This window comes from Ureibacillus thermosphaericus (assembly GCF_012396605.1).
Classification (GTDB): domain Bacteria; phylum Bacillota; class Bacilli; order Bacillales_A; family Planococcaceae; genus Ureibacillus; species Ureibacillus thermosphaericus.
On record NZ_JAAXPW010000047.1, the window covers coordinates 1 to 17,305 of the forward strand.

General features: G+C 37.3%; 20 protein-coding genes, 1 pseudogene and 3 riboswitches. Of the genes and pseudogenes, 17 read left to right on the plus strand and 4 right to left on the minus strand.

Features of this window, described 5'->3' with window-relative positions; all coding sequences use genetic code 11:
* Positions 1–130: 130 nt before the first annotated feature.
* Entirely contained in the window at positions 131–1,129 is a 999-nt protein-coding gene (locus HF990_RS13725) for a zinc-dependent alcohol dehydrogenase family protein (protein WP_016839082.1), read from the minus strand.
* 694 nt (positions 1,130–1,823) lie between these two features.
* Positions 1,824–1,886: riboswitch (Fluoride riboswitch) on the plus strand.
* Positions 1,887–1,941: 55 nt separating this feature from the next.
* On the opposite strand from HF990_RS13725, the gene HF990_RS13730 reads away from it, so the two are divergent.
* The 11 genes from HF990_RS13730 (at position 1,942) to queE (ending at position 9,107) form a co-directional block, all read left to right on the plus strand.
* Positions 1,942–2,319, plus strand: coding sequence for a fluoride efflux transporter FluC (locus HF990_RS13730; protein ID WP_016839081.1), 378 nt, complete (start codon positions 1,942–1,944; stop codon positions 2,317–2,319).
* Complete coding sequence (locus tag HF990_RS13735) at positions 2,319–2,672, plus strand: fluoride efflux transporter FluC (RefSeq protein WP_026019122.1); 354 nt, start codon at positions 2,319–2,321, stop codon at positions 2,670–2,672. Before HF990_RS13730 ends, HF990_RS13735 begins: the two co-directional genes overlap by 1 nt.
* Before the next feature lie 86 nt (positions 2,673–2,758).
* Positions 2,759–3,109: a DUF2200 domain-containing protein gene (locus tag HF990_RS13740; RefSeq protein WP_016839079.1), complete on the plus strand. Its 351-nt coding sequence runs from the start codon at positions 2,759–2,761 to the stop codon at positions 3,107–3,109.
* A gap of 90 nt (positions 3,110–3,199) precedes the next feature.
* On the plus strand, positions 3,200–3,979 hold the full coding sequence (locus tag HF990_RS13745) for an alpha/beta fold hydrolase (protein ID WP_168412822.1): 780 nt from the start codon (positions 3,200–3,202) through the stop codon (positions 3,977–3,979).
* 231 nt (positions 3,980–4,210) lie between these two features.
* A complete protein-coding gene (locus HF990_RS13750) occupies positions 4,211–4,765 on the plus strand; it encodes a dihydrofolate reductase family protein (RefSeq protein WP_096552117.1) in 555 nt (184 codons plus the stop codon).
* Between the two features lie 22 nt (positions 4,766–4,787).
* Positions 4,788–5,180 carry a hypothetical protein gene (locus HF990_RS13755; RefSeq protein WP_096552115.1) on the plus strand — a complete coding sequence of 131 codons (393 nt, stop codon included), beginning with the start codon at positions 4,788–4,790 and terminating at the stop codon, positions 5,178–5,180.
* 268 nt (positions 5,181–5,448) lie between these two features.
* The gene (gene uvsE, locus HF990_RS13760; protein ID WP_168412823.1) at positions 5,449–6,402 is read left to right on the plus strand and encodes a UV DNA damage repair endonuclease UvsE; all 954 of its coding nucleotides are present in this window, start codon (positions 5,449–5,451) and stop codon (positions 6,400–6,402) included.
* Positions 6,403–6,514: 112 nt separating this feature from the next.
* Positions 6,515–6,560: riboswitch (PreQ1 riboswitch) on the plus strand.
* Between the two features lie 85 nt (positions 6,561–6,645).
* Positions 6,646–7,146: a preQ(1) synthase gene (gene queF / locus HF990_RS13765; protein WP_016839074.1), complete on the plus strand. Its 501-nt coding sequence runs from the start codon at positions 6,646–6,648 to the stop codon at positions 7,144–7,146.
* 5 nt (positions 7,147–7,151) lie between these two features.
* A riboswitch (PreQ1 riboswitch) is annotated at positions 7,152–7,195 on the plus strand.
* A 53-nt stretch (positions 7,196–7,248) separates the two neighbouring features.
* On the plus strand, positions 7,249–7,929 hold the full coding sequence (gene queC, locus HF990_RS13770; protein ID WP_168412824.1) for a 7-cyano-7-deazaguanine synthase QueC: 681 nt from the start codon (positions 7,249–7,251) through the stop codon (positions 7,927–7,929).
* Positions 7,916–8,386 carry a 6-carboxytetrahydropterin synthase QueD gene (gene queD / locus HF990_RS13775; RefSeq protein ID WP_168412825.1) on the plus strand — a complete coding sequence of 157 codons (471 nt, stop codon included), beginning with the start codon at positions 7,916–7,918 and terminating at the stop codon, positions 8,384–8,386. Before queC ends, queD begins: the two co-directional genes overlap by 14 nt.
* Positions 8,379–9,107 carry a 7-carboxy-7-deazaguanine synthase QueE gene (gene queE / locus HF990_RS13780; protein WP_168412826.1) on the plus strand — a complete coding sequence of 243 codons (729 nt, stop codon included), beginning with the start codon at positions 8,379–8,381 and terminating at the stop codon, positions 9,105–9,107. The genes queD and queE overlap by 8 nt, the downstream gene beginning before the upstream one ends.
* A 302-nt stretch (positions 9,108–9,409) precedes the next feature.
* On the opposite strand, the gene adhP is transcribed toward queE, so the two are convergent.
* Positions 9,410–10,426 carry an alcohol dehydrogenase AdhP gene (gene adhP / locus HF990_RS13785; protein ID WP_096552104.1) on the minus strand — a complete coding sequence of 339 codons (1,017 nt, stop codon included), beginning with the start codon at positions 10,424–10,426 and terminating at the stop codon, positions 9,410–9,412.
* A 242-nt stretch (positions 10,427–10,668) separates the two neighbouring features.
* Positions 10,669–10,824 carry a hypothetical protein gene (locus tag HF990_RS13790; protein WP_016838205.1) on the minus strand — a complete coding sequence of 52 codons (156 nt, stop codon included), beginning with the start codon at positions 10,822–10,824 and terminating at the stop codon, positions 10,669–10,671.
* A gap of 169 nt (positions 10,825–10,993) precedes the next feature.
* Between HF990_RS13790 and HF990_RS13795 the strand changes: the two genes are divergently transcribed.
* The 4 genes from HF990_RS13795 to HF990_RS15160 all read left to right on the plus strand — a co-directional run bounded on the left by HF990_RS13795 (position 10,994) and on the right by HF990_RS15160 (position 14,811).
* The gene (locus tag HF990_RS13795) at positions 10,994–11,257 is read left to right on the plus strand and encodes a VOC family protein (RefSeq protein ID WP_016838204.1); all 264 of its coding nucleotides are present in this window, start codon (positions 10,994–10,996) and stop codon (positions 11,255–11,257) included.
* 355 nt (positions 11,258–11,612) lie between these two features.
* The gene (locus tag HF990_RS13800) at positions 11,613–12,299 is read left to right on the plus strand and encodes a phosphoribosylaminoimidazolesuccinocarboxamide synthase (RefSeq protein ID WP_016838203.1); all 687 of its coding nucleotides are present in this window, start codon (positions 11,613–11,615) and stop codon (positions 12,297–12,299) included.
* Positions 12,300–12,524: 225 nt separating this feature from the next.
* A complete protein-coding gene (locus tag HF990_RS13805) occupies positions 12,525–13,490 on the plus strand; it encodes an asparaginase (RefSeq protein WP_168412827.1) in 966 nt (321 codons plus the stop codon).
* Positions 13,491–13,902: 412 nt separating this feature from the next.
* Entirely contained in the window at positions 13,903–14,811 is a 909-nt protein-coding gene (locus HF990_RS15160; protein ID WP_247595897.1) for a hypothetical protein, read from the plus strand.
* Positions 14,812–15,829: 1,018 nt separating this feature from the next.
* Here the strand turns inward: HF990_RS15160 and HF990_RS13820 are convergent.
* Positions 15,830–16,231, minus strand: a pseudogene (locus HF990_RS13820) (transposase); the annotation flags it as partial.
* A gap of 77 nt (positions 16,232–16,308) precedes the next feature.
* Here HF990_RS13820 and HF990_RS13825 point away from each other — a divergent pair.
* Both HF990_RS13825 and HF990_RS13830 read left to right on the plus strand, forming a co-directional pair.
* Positions 16,309–16,503, plus strand: coding sequence for an ATP-binding protein (locus HF990_RS13825; RefSeq protein WP_408057512.1), 195 nt, complete (start codon positions 16,309–16,311; stop codon positions 16,501–16,503).
* A 166-nt stretch (positions 16,504–16,669) separates the two neighbouring features.
* On the plus strand, positions 16,670–17,077 hold the full coding sequence (locus HF990_RS13830) for a hypothetical protein (RefSeq protein ID WP_168412828.1): 408 nt from the start codon (positions 16,670–16,672) through the stop codon (positions 17,075–17,077).
* Positions 17,078–17,305: the final 228 nt, after the last annotated feature.

Here is a 17,305-nt window from a genome sequence, read left to right on the forward strand (position 1 = left end):
GAAAATATGCACTACGAGGGGTGTAAAACCCTCATGAATTGGATGAAATTGTAAAAGGGTGAGCTGTTTCAAACAACTCACCCCTTATTTTTGAGGTTGAAAAATACTTATGTCCCAACCTCTTTTTATCTTACCATTTATTTACTAAAACAATTTTTCCAATTGCTTTACCGGATTCTAAGTGTTCATGGGCATTGGAGACTTCATCAAATGTGAAAATGTTTGGATCAAGAAGCGGACGAAGTTTTCCATCTTCAATGATATTTGTAATCTTCTCTAAAATTTCACCATATTCTTTTCGTGATTCTTTGTTTAAGATTTTTAATAACATAAACGTTACGTGAAGTGATAATCCTTTCGAATGTAGTGGGGAGAGGTCATGGGTAGAACGAGCAGCAATTGCTAGAACTGTTCCGTGTAAAGCAGCTGCTTCAAAAGAGCGGTCTAAGTTCTCCCCTCCAACTGTGTCAAATACGATGTCAAAACCTTTACCATTCGTATATTTTTGTACATAATCTTGGACGCTTTCTTCCAGATAGTTGATTGTTACATCAGCCCCAAGACGAGCGCCGATTTCAAGCTTTTCTTTTGAAGAGGCAGTTGAGTAGACTTTCGCACCAGCCCATTTTGCCAGTTGGATGGCAACATGTCCCACACCGCCTGTTGCTGCATGGATTAATATGTTTTGTCCAGGAGCCAGCTTTCCTCGATTGAACAATGCTTCCCAAGCGGTGATGGCAACAAGCGGTATAGCAGCAGCTTCTTCCATTGATAAATTTTTTGGTTTATGGGCAAGTAAATCAGCATCGGCCAGCATGTACTCTGCCAACGCTCCCCCTGTAGTTCCTTTAAATCCACCGGCACAGCCGTAAACTTCATCTCCTACTTGAAATTTTGAGACCCCTTCACCAACTGCACAAACGACTCCAGCTACATCTCCATGTAATACAGCTGGAAATTCAGGAGCAACAGCGGGAACGAAACCAGAGCGAACTTTTGTATCAATGGGATTGACACTCGTTGCTTTTACTTGGATGAGCACATGGCCAGGAATGACTTCAGGTGTGGGAAGATCTTGAATTTGAAAGACGGATGGATTACCAAAAGTTTGAATGACTTGAGCTTTCATTTCTTGCACTCCTTTTTTATTTAAGAACTCGATGAATAATTAATGCTATAAAATTGATTTTATTCCCAATTTTGAGAAATTACAAATTTAGGATGAATTTTAAATAGAAAAATTCTCTTAATCTAGTGGAGGTTGGATAGGGAACATAATTTACACAACCTAGTTACACTAGAATTTTTATACACGAGTTACGAAGTGAAATGCACAAGTATAAGGGGATGTGCACAAGTCAGGATGCTATATGCACAAGCTAAATAATCATCCACACAAGTTGGGAACGTATCTGAACAAAAGGATGTATTATCTACACAAGAATTGTAGTTATCCGCACAAGAAGGAAGTTTTTATGCACGAGTAATGAAACTATTCACATGAGTTGAGAAATTATCCACACTAGTTAAAGGATTAAACGCACAAGGGAGTGGATTATGTGCACGAGCTGAGAGTATATGCACGACTATGTGCGCGAGTTAAGAAGGTAACTGCACTGTACAAGCTGAGTAGCTATATGCACGAGCAAAGAAGGTAAACGCACAAGCCGAGTGATTATCCGTACAAGCGAAGAAGCTAAACGCACCAGTATGTAGATTATCCGCACGAGCTAAGGATATCTATACGCCAAAACAGAATTTATCCTATCGTACAAAATAATTGAAAAATGTATGATATCATGTTATAAGTTAATTACCAAATAAGTACAATAGGTGATGGAGTTCACCTTTAACCGCCGAAGTTGGCTGATGACTCCTGCTGGTGATATGGAATTTCCCTATCACGAGCAGGAGTTTTTTTATGGAAAGGAGGAAAATCAAATGGTTTATATGTATGTCGGCATTGCAGGTGCACTAGGTGCCATTTCTAGATATTTCATCGGAATCACCTTCATGACTAATAGCGTGTTTCCTTGGGCTACACTTATCGTCAACTTAGTTGGAAGTTATTTATTAGCTTGGTTGACTACATCATTATTCAACAGAATTTCTGTATCGCCAATCATAGCAACTGCAATTAGTACAGGGTATGTCGGTTCATTTACAACTTTTTCTACATTGAGCGTCGAAACGATTGAGTTGTTTGAGAATCAGCATTATTTGTTAGGAGTGCTTTATGTTTTAGTAAGTATTATCGGTGGATTGGTTATGAGCCGATTAGGTTTTAAAGGCAGTAAGGAGGTTGATTCGACTTGTTGATGCATTTCGTATACGTGGGAATTGGGGGTTTTCTAGGCGCTATCTCTCGATTTGCCATTGCTAAAGTTTTAAATAAACAAGAGTCACTGCCCTTTGGAACAATGACTGTAAATTTATTAGGAGCGTTTCTATTAGGCATCATCACGGGTGCAAAAGCAAATGAAACCTTGCTCTTACTTTTAGGGACAGGATTTCTTGGGGCATTTACAACCTTTTCAACATTGAAATTAGAACTCATTCAATTTTATTTAAAGAATAAAAAGCATTTTCTTTTGTACATAATAATCACTTACGGTGGAGGAATTGGTTTAGCAGTTTTAGGGTATTTGATTGGAATAATTTGTTGGAACTAACTGTATGGAAGTTGCGGCTGTTTATTCATTTCGAACTTCGATATAATGAAAAAAATATTTCGCCTGAAGAAAAGGAGTAGCATGTGATGAAAAACAATCGGATTTATAAGATGAAATTTTCAAGTGTATATCCTCTTTATATTCAGAAAGCAGAGAAAAAAGGTCGTACAAAAGAAGAAGTAGATGAAATTATTCGTTGGTTAACTGGATATAGCCAAGAAGAATTAGAGGCGCAAATAGAAAAAGAGTCAGATTTTGAAACATTCTTTAATGAAGCTCCTCAATTAAATGCTAATCGTAAACTCATCAAAGGTGTTATTTGTGGAGTGCGGGTAGAAGAGATTGAAGAACCTTTGATGCAGGAAATTCGTTATTTGGATAAACTGATCGATGAATTGGCAAAAGGAAAAGCGATGGAAAAAATTTTGCGAGCATAAAATAAAATTGTTTCTTTACTTTCTAAGAGATTCACCTATATTTTCAGCCCTGAATATCCTATTCCGAGACTGAATTACGGGAGGGTATGCATGGGCTATTTTGTTACTGTTGATTCGGGTGTAAAATTATATGTGGAAGATTTTAATCCTCATGGAAAGAAAACCATTGTGTTTTTACACGGTTGGCCTTTAAATCATAATCAGTTTGAATATCAGTATAACGTCTTGCCGATGTTAGGATATCGTTGTATCGGTATTGATTGGAGAGGTTTCGGAAAATCGGATAGACCTTTTGAAGGATATTGTTACAACAGGTTAGCTGATGATGTTCGTGCAGTTGTGGATGCTCTAAAATTAAACAATTTTGCATTAGTAGGCCATTCTACTGGCGGAGCTATTGCAATACGTTATATGTCTCGTCATCATGGTTTTGGTGTATCGAAATTAATTCTTGTTGCGAGTGCAGCTCCAATCGGCTTTACACAAGAGACTGCACAAAGTTTTCTTCAACTAGCATATAATGATCGACCGAAAATGATGCAAAAAGTAATCGACGGATTTTTCTTCCAATATATTACAAAAGAATTTTCTGATTGGTTTATGAAAATGGGATTGGATGCAGCAAGTTGGTCGACAATTGCAATCATTAATACTTTAAGAGATGAAAATTTATATGCGGATCTTTCAAAAATTCATGTGCCTACGTTAATCATTCATGGAATACATGATAAAGTAATCCCTTTTGCACAAGCTCAAGAACTCAATGAACTCATACCAAATTCGAAGGTCGTTCCTTTCCAATATAGCGGCCATGGAACGTTTTGGGAAGAACGGGATCGATTTAATGAGGTATTATGGCAATTTATTTAAGGCGGATTGGAGTGATTCCAATTCGCTTTTTGCCTTTTGTCTTCTTTAGTCCAACTGTAAGTTTTGTCTAGATGAAAATGAAACTTCAACGAGGATCATTCGTCAAATCTTAGAAAAATCAATCATGCTAACATAAGATTTTGTCACTATCAAGGAGATATTTGACAATAAAGTTCAAGCGTATGATATAGTAGTTTTCCAATCGAAAATCTAAGGAAGAGAGGGAAAACGATGCAAAACCAAAGAAAGATTATACTAGATTTAGCAGTGACGTTGGATGGCTTTATAGAAGGGAAGAATGGGGAAATCGATTGGTGCATTATGGAACCAGAAATGAACTTTACGGAATTTCTCCATCAAATCGATACGATTTTTTACGGAAGAAAAAGTTATGAATTGTGGGGACAATATTCACCTGGAGAAAATGCAAGCGCAGAAGAAATAGAAATGTGGGAAATAATCGAAAGTAAAGAGAAATATGTGTTTTCTAGAACACAACAAAGTGCTGATGGGAAGGCTAAGTACATCAACGACAATGTAGTAGAAGAAGTAAAGAAAATAAAAAATAAACCTGGGAAAGATATTTGGTTATATGGAGGAGCCAGTCTCATTACAACATTTGTTAATCATGATTTAGTTGACGAATATCGTTTATCAGTCCATCCAATTATTCTAGGAGCGGGGAAACCATTGTTTATTGATATTCAACATAGAGTAGCACTAAAACTTGTAGAAGCAAAGACGTTTCCATCGGGAGTTGTTCAATTGATTTATCATAAAAAATAAAAATTTAATGGAGCGGAGAATAATGAAAGAATTACTCGTATTTGGTGAACTACATAAATACTTAAATAGCTTAGGTTTTATCGAATGTACTATTGCTAATAAGAGTTTATCATTAGGATATAAACCAATTACCATTAGAGGTGCTTCTAAAAAATTTGCAACTTTGAATGGTGATAAAAGATATCGTTGTTTAATTTTGCATGTTGATCCTGGAAATCCTGAATCTGCGAAAGGAAAAATCGTCCAAAAGGAGATACAAAAGATTTTAAATTTTGATATCGGGCAAATGAGAACATTTAAATTAAAAAAGCATGAAGTATTTATTCCATTTGAAGTAATAGATACAAAAGAGAAGATGGTATTATTAAAAAATTTCATAGGTAATCAATACAAGATTTTTTTAGAGAATTATTAGTAATTCTAGTTATTATTCAAAATCAATTGTTCAAATTGAATTTATTGCAACGATTTAAATAAAATTATGGAATGGGATAATTTTTTCAAACTTTCCTCATCTCATTTCGTCAATGAATTGGAAGTATCTCGAATGAAATTTATAGAAACGAAAAGAAATAGTGGGGTAATCACTATTGTCAGATTTCATAATCCTCCTTTCATGATGTATGTATCGTTCTCCATTGACAAACACTATCCTCATCATTCTTTTTTAGGATGGTGTACAGATGATACTTCGATTTGGTTATGTTTCAATGGCACTCCCATTGTGGGAAGCGTCTCCTTCACATACAATTACTTTTACCAACTGGAAAAAACTCGATGAAACAAGTAGAGCCGAGAAATTATTAACCATCACGGAGCGAAATTTAAAAAATACAATTCGCATTCTCCATTACAATATTGCCCACGGAATACTAGTGTACCGAATGTCTTCATCTCTCATTCCATTAGCTGCACATCCGGAAGTGGATTGGGAGTTTATCTCCCCGTTTGAACATCTTTTTAAAGAAATCGGAGAAATGGTTCGAAATTATGGAATGCGGGTCAGCTTTCACCCAGGACAGTTTACTTTATTCACAAGTAAACAAGCTCATGTGACAAACAATGCCATTGTGGATATGACCTATCATTTTAAAATGTTGCAAGCAATGGGGCTAGAAAAAGAGGCAATGTTAAATATCCATGTAGGAGGAGCTTACGGGGATAAAGATGCATCTATTTCCCGATTTTATCAAAACTTCCAAAAATTAGATTCAACAATTCGCATGCAAACGACTTTGGAAAATGATGATAAAACCTATACAGCAGAAGAGACATTAGCCATTTGTGAAAAATTAAAAGTACCTTTTGTATTTGATTACCATCACTATATAGTAAATAAAGGAGACTGTGAATTAGAAGAGTTGTTGCCAAGGATTTTTGCGACTTGGGAACATACAGGGAAAGTTCCGAAATTTCATTTATCATCACCAAAATCTGAAAAAATGTTACGGGCACATGCGGATTATGTTGATATGGATTTTGCTTTTCCATTAATTAAAGCCTTAAAGGATTTCGGAAAATCTGCAGATATTATGATTGAAGCAAAAGCGAAAGATCTTGCATGCCTCCGTTTTGTGGAGGAGCTAGGGAAATTGCGCGGCTTTAAGCGAATCAGTGGTGGGATAATTGAGATTTGAAATGGCAATCCATTGATTATCTCATTGCTTTTTTAATAAACTTTCTAAAAAAATTTGACCTTTTTCACTATATTCTATAATATTACTAAGTAAAGTTGAATACCCGACTAGAACGGGAGAGGTTCATAGCATAACCCTCTATAAAAAACTATGAAACAATAATATTTCATCAGTTTTAATAGAATGAATTGGGTTTACCTCTCTTGAAAATGTTGGGAAACATTTTGCAAGGAGGTTTTTTTTATGTCTAGTCGCAAATTAGAAGATGGTTTAAAGGATTTGACGCTGCTCGGTAATCAAAAGACGTCATATCCAACAAAATATGCGCCAGAAGTATTGGAAGCAGTGGATAATTTACATGTCAATCGGGATTATTTTGTAAAATTCAATTGTCCTGAATTTACTAGTCTATGTCCGCTTACACAGCAGCCGGATTTTGCAACGATTTATATTTCTTATATTCCGGATAAAAAATTGGTGGAAAGCAAATCGCTGAAATTATATTTATTCAGTTTTCGAAATCATGGAGATTTTCATGAAGACTGCGTAAATATCATTATGAATGATTTAATTGAATTATTAGATCCAAGATATATTGAAGTGTGGGGGAAATTTACTCCGCGCGGGGGAATTTCAATCGATCCATGGTGCAACTACGGAAGACCTGGAACGAAATATGAAGAAATGGCAAATTACCGTTTAATGAATCATGATTTATATCCAGAAAAAGTGGATAATCGATAAATTGAATAACAGAGGTTCTTAGCTACCCTCTATAAAAAACTAAGAAGAAACAGCATTTCCTTCTTAGGATGCTGTTTTTTTCTTTATGAAGGAGTGTCTTTAATGATATTAAAAGAAGAAAAAGCAATCGTCGTATTTAGTGGTGGACAAGACAGCACGACATGTTTGTTTTGGGCAAAAGAACAGTTTAAAGAAGTGGAAGCTGTGACGTTTGATTATGGTCAAAGACATCGATTGGAAATTGAATGTGCAAAGGAAATCGCAAAGGAAGTAGGGGTAAAGCATCACATTCTTGATATGTCCCTTTTAAATCAGCTAGCTCCAAACGCACTAACACGAGATGATATCGAAGTTGAGGAAGGGAAAGATGGCGAGCTTCCTTCTACCTTTGTGCCGGGGCGCAATTTGCTATTCCTTTCCTTTGCAGGGGTGTTAGCTAGCCAAGTAGGAGCAAAGCATATCGTAACAGGCGTATGTGAAACGGATTTTAGTGGCTATCCTGATTGCCGTGATGTTTTTATCAAATCGTTGAATGTAACAATGAATTTAGCGATGGATGATACGTTTGTCATTCATACGCCGCTCATGTGGTTAACGAAAGCACAAACATGGGAACTGGCAGACAAATTAGGTGTGCTTGATTTTGTACGAAATAATACATTGACTTGCTATAACGGAATCATTGCAGATGGCTGTGGAGAATGTCCAGCATGTAAGTTGAGAAAAAGAGGTCTTGATGAGTATTTGCGTTCTAGAAAGGGTGCTTCACATGTTAGATTTTAGAATTGTTGATAAGCTTCAAAAACTAGATGAAGATATTCAAAGAGACCAGTTGAGATATCACTCGAAGCGTGTGCTCGTCAGCAAGGAGTTTACTTTTGACGCTGCTCATCATTTACATGCATATGATGGGAAATGTAAAAATCTACATGGCCATACGTACAAAGTGGTACTGGGCGTCAGCGGCTATCCGGACGATCGGGGATTGGTGATTGATTTTGGCGATTTTAAAGAAATATGGAAAGAAAAAATTGAAATCTATTTGGATCATCGCTATTTAAATGAAACGTTGCCCCCGATGAACACAACGGCTGAGAATATGGTCGTTTGGATTTATGAAAAATTGGCGGAAGCGTTGCAGGAGAAAGGTTTTGACGGGGCGCGGGTAGAATTTATTCGACTCTATGAGACTCCTACAAGTTATGCAGAAGCTAGACGGGAGTGGATGGAAGATGAGTAAAATCGCCGTCATCGAGATTTTTGGACCGACCATCCAAGGGGAAGGGATGGTCATAGGGCAAAAGACGATGTTTGTCCGCACGGCAGGTTGTGACTATTCCTGTTCCTGGTGTGATTCTGCCTTTACTTGGGACGGCAGCGGCAAAAGTTTGATTAAGCAAATGACGGCGGAAGAGATTTGGACTGAGTTAAAGAGGTTAGGAGGAAATGGATTTTCTTTTGTTACCATTTCCGGTGGGAATCCTGTATTGATTCGTCATCTAGAGGCATTAGTTCGGATTTTAAAGGAAAATGATATAAGAATTGGCGTTGAAACGCAAGGGAGCAGATGGCAAGATTGGCTGTATGAAATCGATGAATTAACGATTTCCCCTAAACCGCCAAGTTCTGGGATGAAAACGGATTTTACGGTGCTTACTGAAATCATAGATAAGCTAAATGCCCGAAACGGCAACCAGCACATTTCATTGAAAGTCGTTGTATTTGATGAGGAAGATTATGAATATGCAAAAAAAGTACATTTAAGATATCCGACTATTCCATTTTTCTTACAGGTTGGCAATGATGACACAACTACAAAAGATCAAACGAAACTCGTTAGCCACTTACTGAAAAAATATGAAAGTCTCATTAACAAAGTAATGGCCGATGAGGAATTACAAAACGTGAAAGTACTGCCGCAACTCCATACCCTTGTGTGGGGGAATAAAAGAGGGGTGTAGGGGCTAGAAAGGACTTCTATAAAACTTGCGAAGAGCCGATAATCGCCAAGTTGGGAAGAATAATCGCCAACCAGGCAAGGATAATCGCCGAATAGAGGAACATAATCGCCAAAGGAAAAAAACGTTTCGGCAGAACCCGATAATCGCCAAGTTGGGAAGAATAATCGCCAACCAGGCAAGAATAATCGCCAGATCAACGAACATATTCGCCAACCAAAGAGGCAAACCGTCTTCTGCCCGCCAAATTCTTCGAAATTTAAAAAGGAGCATGTCCAAAAGAGACTGCTCCTTCCTTTTATTTTTTAGTTCGTAAAGTCGATCACCATTCGACCAGTGAACTTTCCTTGCTCCATTTCTTCCATGATATCATTGATTTCTTCAAGTTTTCGGAGGGTTACTCTAGGTACTACTTTTCCTTCAGCTGCAAATTGGAACGCTTCTTTCAAATCTTGGCGGGTACCGACGAGGGAACCGACCACTTGAATGCCGTCCAGCACAAGGCGAGGAATATCAAGATCCATTTTATCAACAGGCAAACCAACTGCAACAACCCGGGCGCCTGCTTTTACGACATCTACAGCCTGGTTGAATGGTGCTTTCGCCACAGCTGTCACAACGCAAGCGTCCAATCCTTTTCCATCTGTGATTTCAATGACTTTTTCTTTCGGATTTTCTTTTAACGAATTCACCGTGACATCTGCTCCCATTTCTTTTGCAAAGGCCAATTTATTGTCATTAATATCGAATGCGACTACTCTTGCGCCAAATACATTTTTCGCATATTGGACAGCCAGGCTTCCTAAACCGCCAATGCCAAATACGCCAATCCATTGCCCAGGCCGGATATCCGACACTTTTACCGCTTTATATGTTGTCACTCCGGCGCATGTAATGGAAGTGGCAGCTGCCGGATCCAAGTTGTCAGGCACTTTTACCACATAATTGGCAACCACGATTGCCTGTTCCGCCATGGCTCCGTCAACCGTATAGCCGGCATTTTTTACATTTCGGCACAACGTTTCTCTTCCTGTTGTGCAATACTCGCAATGGCCACAGCTTTCGTATAACCAAGGAATGGCTACCCGGTCGCCGATTTTTAAGGAAGTGACCCCTTCAGCCACTTCAACGACTTTTCCAACGCCTTCATGGCCAAGAACAACACCTGTGACATCCCCAAAATCCCCGTTTTTCACGTGCAAATCTGTGTGGCAAACTCCGCAATATTCCATCTGTACCAAAGCTTCACCATGTTTAAGCGGACGTAATTGTTTGTCCACCACACTCACCGTTTTTTCTTTTGAAACAACTGCAGCTTTCAATAATAATCCCCCTTTGTTTGAATTTCGTACATGGAAGCGTATCCATATACTTAAAAATAAAGATAATAGCAGAGAGTATATTCAGCAATATAGGAAATACTACTATTTAATGTAAATAGATTTCCATTTTTCGACATAAGAAAATAGGGAGATAAGCGCAGATTATATCTCTTTGTGAATAGTAAAATATGATTACCAAAAGATACTACTGTTGAGTTACAAATCATCGTCTTTTGAAAAAATTATCTCTTTTCTGCAAACAATAAAAGCAATGTGGCCAATGGTCCCAATAAAAGTGAAATCAAGAACCAGTTCAATCCAGAGCGGTTTTTTCCTTGGGCAAGCCCTGCATTGATCAACGCCAAAGTGCCCCAACCAACAACATATTCATTTTCCATGATAGCCTCCTCATTGATTTCTTTATATATATTATAAACCTGGAATCAAATCATGGTTATATTATATAGGAAAAAAACATATTTATAGGAAAATATTCAGTTTGAAAAATACTTAGCCAATCCATTTTTATGGCATAATGAAATGAAAAAACGTAAAAGGAGAATCTCGATGATCCAAATTGGAAAAATCACAATCTATGTTGAAGATCAGGAACAGGCAAAAGATTTTTGGATTAACAAAGTAGGGTTTGTATTGAAATTCGAACAGCCGATGGGGCCTGGGATGGCGTGGATTGAGGTGGGGCCTGAAAATGATTTTGCGACATTGGTGCTATACTCAAAAGCATTGATGAAGAAACAAAAACCGGAAAATGTCGCTCATCCAACCCTCCTTTTCAGCACACCGAACATTGAAGAAGCGTATGAGCGATAAAAAAATAATGGCGTAAAGGTGGATGAACTCCAAAAATTCCCTTATGGTTCGATGTTCACTTTCTATGACCAAGATGGAAATCAGTATTTGTTGAGAGAAGATAAATAAAAATGTCAGCTAATCGTGCTATCCGGAGAGAAGGACTTTCCGGGTAGTCTTTTTATTTGATCCACGGCGGTAAAACGGTGTATGTCACAAGACAGCAGCTTTTAGATTCATCGGCCTCATCGCTATAATAATGAAGAAATTGTAATTAATAAAAGAGGCACTCTTGTCCGATAAACTTTGTTTGATTTATTATAAAGACAGCATCAGTTCTATCGATGAAAAGGCTAAAAGAAGAAGGAGACTTGACATGAAGCACATTTACACTGGTAAAACGAAAAATGTTTACGAATTGGAAGATGGCAACTATTTATTGGAATTCAAAGATGACGTAACAGGCGTTGACGGGGTATTTGACCCAGGTGCCAACACGGTGGGATTGACAATTGAAGGTGCCGGACTTGCAGGATTGAAATTGACGAAATATTTCTTCGAATTGCTTAATGAAAAAGGCATCCCAACGCATTTTATTGAAGCAGATATCGATAAAAAGACGATGAAAGTGAAACCGGCGGAAACATTCGGCAAAGGGTTGGAAGTGATTTGCCGCTTCCGTGCAGTGGGAAGTTTCTTACGTCGATATGGTTTATATGCACAAGAAGGGCAACCTCTTGATGCCTTTGTGGAAGTGACAATCAAAGACGATGAACGGGAAGACCCGCCAATCAGCGAAGATGCGTTGGACATGCTTGGCATTTTATCCAAAACGGAATACAAAGTGTTAAAAGAACTTACACAAAAAATCGCCGGCATTGTAAAAGAAGAATTGGCGAAAAAAGGCATCGAACTTTACGATATTAAATTCGAATTCGGCCGTGATAAAGAAACGAATGAAATCATGTTGATCGACGAAATTTCCGGCGGCAACATGCGCGCCTACAAAAATGGCGAATATATCGAGCCGTTGGAATTGGAAAAATTGATTTTGGAAGGATAAGAAATAGGGAATGGAAGGAAAGAGTGAGTGGAGAAGATCATGGAGTGTTGTCATTCGCTCTTTTTTTGCATTTAAACCGGGAGAGAAAATGCAGCTTGATTTGAAATAATTCCCTTGGCAGCTGCAGGGGGTTTTTCTTTGGACGTGCGACAGTTGAAGTTCTTGTAACAATGGTTTATTTTGATAAATGAACGTTTATAAATTGAGAGTTTAGGAGTGCAAAAAATGAAAAAGAAAGTGGTTTTGATCAGTACGGGCGGCACGATTGCTAGCGGCGTGAATCCTGAAACGGGTCTCCTCACATCCGGCATGATGACGGGGGAAGATTTGGCCAAACAATGCGAATTGCCAACTTATATTGAATTAAATGTAGAAACCCTTTTTCATTTGCCAAGCAATGAAATGACCTTTGATCATTTAATTCAGTTAAAAGAAAAAATTGAGAAGGTGTTTGAGAATCAAGAAGTGGCAGGAGTGGTCGTGACCCACGGAACGGATACGCTGGAGGAAACGACGTATTTTCTGGATTTGACGATTGGAGACGAGCGGCCGATTGTAGTCACAGGCGCCCAACGAAGCCCGGCTACGATCGGAACGGATGCCTTTTCCAACTTGCGCCAAGCCATCATTTTGGCTGCAAGTGATGAAGCGAGAAACTTGGGCGCGGTTGTGTTGTTCAACGAAAAGATTTTGCCTGCCCGCTATGTGAAGAAGTGCCACGCCTCCAACGTGGACGGCTTCAACGCGCCGGGGTTCGGCCATTTGGGGTATGTGGATGAGGAAGAAGTCATCCTTTACGGGAAAGCGGTGAAAAGGGAAACGTATGAGCTGAAGTCTGCATTGCCTTATGTGGAAATCATCAAATGTTCATTGGGCTCCGATGGCCGCTTGATTAAGTATGCGGTGGAGACGGGAGCAAAAGGCATTGTCCTTGAAGCGTTCGGCCGAGGCCAAGTCCACCCGGCCGTTGCAGAACAAGTGCAATATGCCATTGAAAAAGGCGTCATCGTGGTGGTGACAACAAGCACGGCGGAAGGAAACGTCAAAGTGGTGTACGACACTCCAGGCACTGCCTACGACTTGCAAAAGAAAGGCGCCATCCTCGGCCGCGACTACGACAGCAAAAAAGCCCGCATGAAGCTGGCGGTGATGTTGGCTGCCGAGGTGGGGGAGATTAAGGAAAGATTTTAATGCAAGTGGAAAATTATGTAAAAAGCATCTCTGTTCATGAACTGTGGATGCTTTTTATTTTTTGGATAAATTATGAAAATCATAATTCACTAATTTGCATTTATATAATAAATTTGTAAAATTTAAGAAAAAATATAATTGACTGCTGTAATTTTTCGCATGATTGTATATGAAACAACAAAAGTAGAATTTATGAATCATGTTTTTTTGGATGTGCTTATAAAGAACTTTGGAATGAAACTGGCGATCCAGTATGGGAATTTTTGTATCAATTTTCTAAAACTAAACAATATAAAGCTAAGTAATAAATACTGTCTTTGTTATTAAAATTATAGTAGTTTTTTGGGTGGAGTGGGTAGTATATAATTTGACTCACTCTTTCCCATAATCTTATAAAAGAGGATGTTTCTGTATGGATATTTATGTATGTATAGATTTTTTTGTTGAATATTCTTTAAAAAGTGAACTCGAAAGACTTTTTGGAAAATTTGATATTTCATTAAACTTTCCGGATAAGCCGAAAATGGGGACTGAAGTATATCTTCAGGTTCCAATCCGACTCAACGGAAAGGTAGGAATAGATACAATTTCTTATATCACTTCTCATTTAAAAAAAGAATACCAGATTTCATGTGGTGAATCATTTTCTTGCAGGTTTAATTATTTAGATTTTGAACGATTGCCTTTTTTTAGGTTGGTTTCTACAGGTAATTCATCAAAAGCGTTTTTAGAACACAAAAAGGATGGAATTAAATGGAAGACGATTTGCCCATCTTGCGGCATTCAGGAAAAAGTTCAGACTTCCCCTTTAGTCATGGATACTTCAAAAGTGGGGGATCGATATATGGTCAATGTCGGTGTCGATTACTGGGTTGTATCGGAGAAAATGGCGTATTTAATGAAAGAGTGGGAAATAACAGGGTACGAATTGAGAGAGGTGATACATAGCGGTAAAAAGCCTGCACAGCCCGTATTTCAAGTGATTCCTACAAATGTTCTTCCATCATGGAGTTCCGAAATGAAACATTATTATTTTATTACGGAACCGGAAGAACGATGTCAAACGTGTAACATTAGAGGACGGATTGATTATCCATATCACTATAATAAAAGGGATCTTGAACAATATCCTATTAAAGATATAAATATCATGAAAGAGTTGAAATCTAATGGAAGCTGGGCGTATAGACCTGTATTTCTGAGCAAAAGGTTTAGAGATTTATTAATTGAAAATGGCATCACTCGGGAGGTTATAAATAGAGATGATAATAATTACAAATCAAGAGATTGGTTGTTTGAACCGGTTGTGATCATTGAATGAACAATAAATACGGTTAATTGAATTACGTGTATTTCTTTGAGCTAACTTGGCTTTTTACGTTAAGTAGCTTATATTTTTACATATTATTTTCCAATTTCCACTATTGAGATATCAGTTCATCTTTACAGTATGGTGTTTATGGCAAACTAAATTTCTACTTGCCAAAAACTCGCTGGGTTTATTGATTTTGGATGATGTCTGAGGATGAGTACAAAAAAAGAATGGCATTCGTATAATCGGAAAATAAAAAAGAATCTGTTATATTTTTTAAAAAGGTTCAGCTAAACTATCGGAAGAAGATCAGTGGCATTTACATCCTTATTTAGAAATGTATGAAATAAGCCTCTCATGGTTTCAAGAGGAGAAGAATGAACAAGATGATTAAAAATTAAAAAGGGATTTACCGAAAGGTGGAAGGGACAAAATTCCGACCTAAAAAGTGTGTCCAAACATAAAAGAATTGGCAAACCTTAATTTAGAATAGCTTTATCCCTTCATTATTAATGGATCAAAAGTATAAAAACGAATGGCTATGAATTCAGTAAATAAAAACACTTTAAAGCAAAAATTTTAAATGGTTTAAAGTATAGTGACATAGTGCATATTGGGTGAAGTGAAAACACTATGATTGAACAACAATTTATTTTTGAATAATCTAATCCTTTAAAGATTAATGATTTCCAATACATCTTCTTGTTTCTACAATTTACAGACAACGTTTCATAGTTTTTATATTTAACCGAAAAATATTGTCACTTAGAAAATTAAGCGTTAACTAGATGTTACAAATAACAATTGTTGATGGCCTTGTGTATTTTAATTTTAGGGGGATTATATTTTGTATCCCCCCATTTCTTAACATTAAGATAATATCACTAGCGTCGCATAAATAAGTTTTGAAATTTCAGATTTTATTTTTCTGGAATATTAGCGAAAAACAAAAGCACCTAAATAAAGGTAGTAAACATCCATTTTTTACCTATAACTTAAGACGAGTGCAACAACGACAAATCAACCTTTAAGGAACGCTCTTCCCTTCGATTTTCCGTAACCAAATGTGTGCAGATTTCCATAAAGCTGCTTTCAAATATCGACTTATTTGTAACGTACTTCGGTCACTATTCGTGTTCAACTGAGCTAACACATTTAAACAGTATACAATCATCGATACGTATACTTGGTTGTGTACGGCTTGTTCACTGTGGCCGTAGAACTTCTTGATATTCAAGTGTTGTTTCATCCATTTGAAAAAGAGTTCAATGGCCCAACGTGACTTATAGATTTCGGCGATTTCATCTGCATCCATATCAAAACGATTCGTCAGTAAATGAAGTTCATTTCCTTTTGTATCCAACAATTTGATGAGACGGAACGCGTTTTCAGAACGATTTTGCGTGGTTCCAATATCCACCATTTCATCACGATTGTTTATACCTAAAATGTAAATGTAGTGTAGCAAATCCATTAGTACCACTTGCTCCTGCAATTGATTACGATGTGACACTAAAAATAACTCGTGTAGGTAGTGTCCGTATCACTGGAAAGCACGATGGATTCCCTCAATGGAACCGGATCTTTACAGATTCTCGATTAACAGCAGCGTTAGTGGACAGGCTAATTCATCACGCCCATATCATCTCTTTTCATGGCGAGAGCTATAGACTGTCCCACGCATTGTCGAAAAGGAATTAAATGGGTGGCAAACCTCTGCATTTTTAATTGCATTTCTCTGCACTTTTCTATTGCAAAATACACCTTTAAATACCTACAATAATAAAACTGATAATTGATTTATATAGATTGATAAATACTACATTTTTTAATGTTCTATTTTTCAATTACGGGAGGAAGATAAAAATTGATATTTATCAGTATAATTAAAGGTATTATAGTTGGAGTGATTACAGCTTTTGTAGTTCCTTTCATTTGTATTAATGGATTGAGTGGTTTATATGGCGGTCTTTACAATGTATTTGGTAGTCGATGGACTTATATAGCTTATTTAATTGCTATCATCCCTACCTTTGGATACGTTGGTTTCTATTTTTCAAAAAAATCTACATTATCTAACAGACATAGATGGAAAGTTTCAGCTATTTCAGTATTCATTATTAGTATAATTGCAAATTCTGTTGGATTATTGATCGGATATATTTTAGTATTAGGTAGCTTAGAAACAGTGAATGTCGAAGAGGTTGTGCCTTTTATGCTTTTGCTGGGTACACTACTTCTACCTATTACAATACCTTTAGGAAAGTTTATCTAAGATATACTTTATCGTTGGATTCATAAAATTCCGTTTTCTACATCTAAATAAAATAATTTAAAACTCTCAAGATTTGTTAATAAAAAGATTACTGTCAATGAAAAGAGCTTGGGACAAAACCCTAGCTAATAAAAAATCGTCACTTATGATTTTTCATGAAGTGACGATTTTTTATGGAAAACGTTGTTCTCCGTTCCGGCCGACGCTTTCCGCGGGCACGGCTCAAGC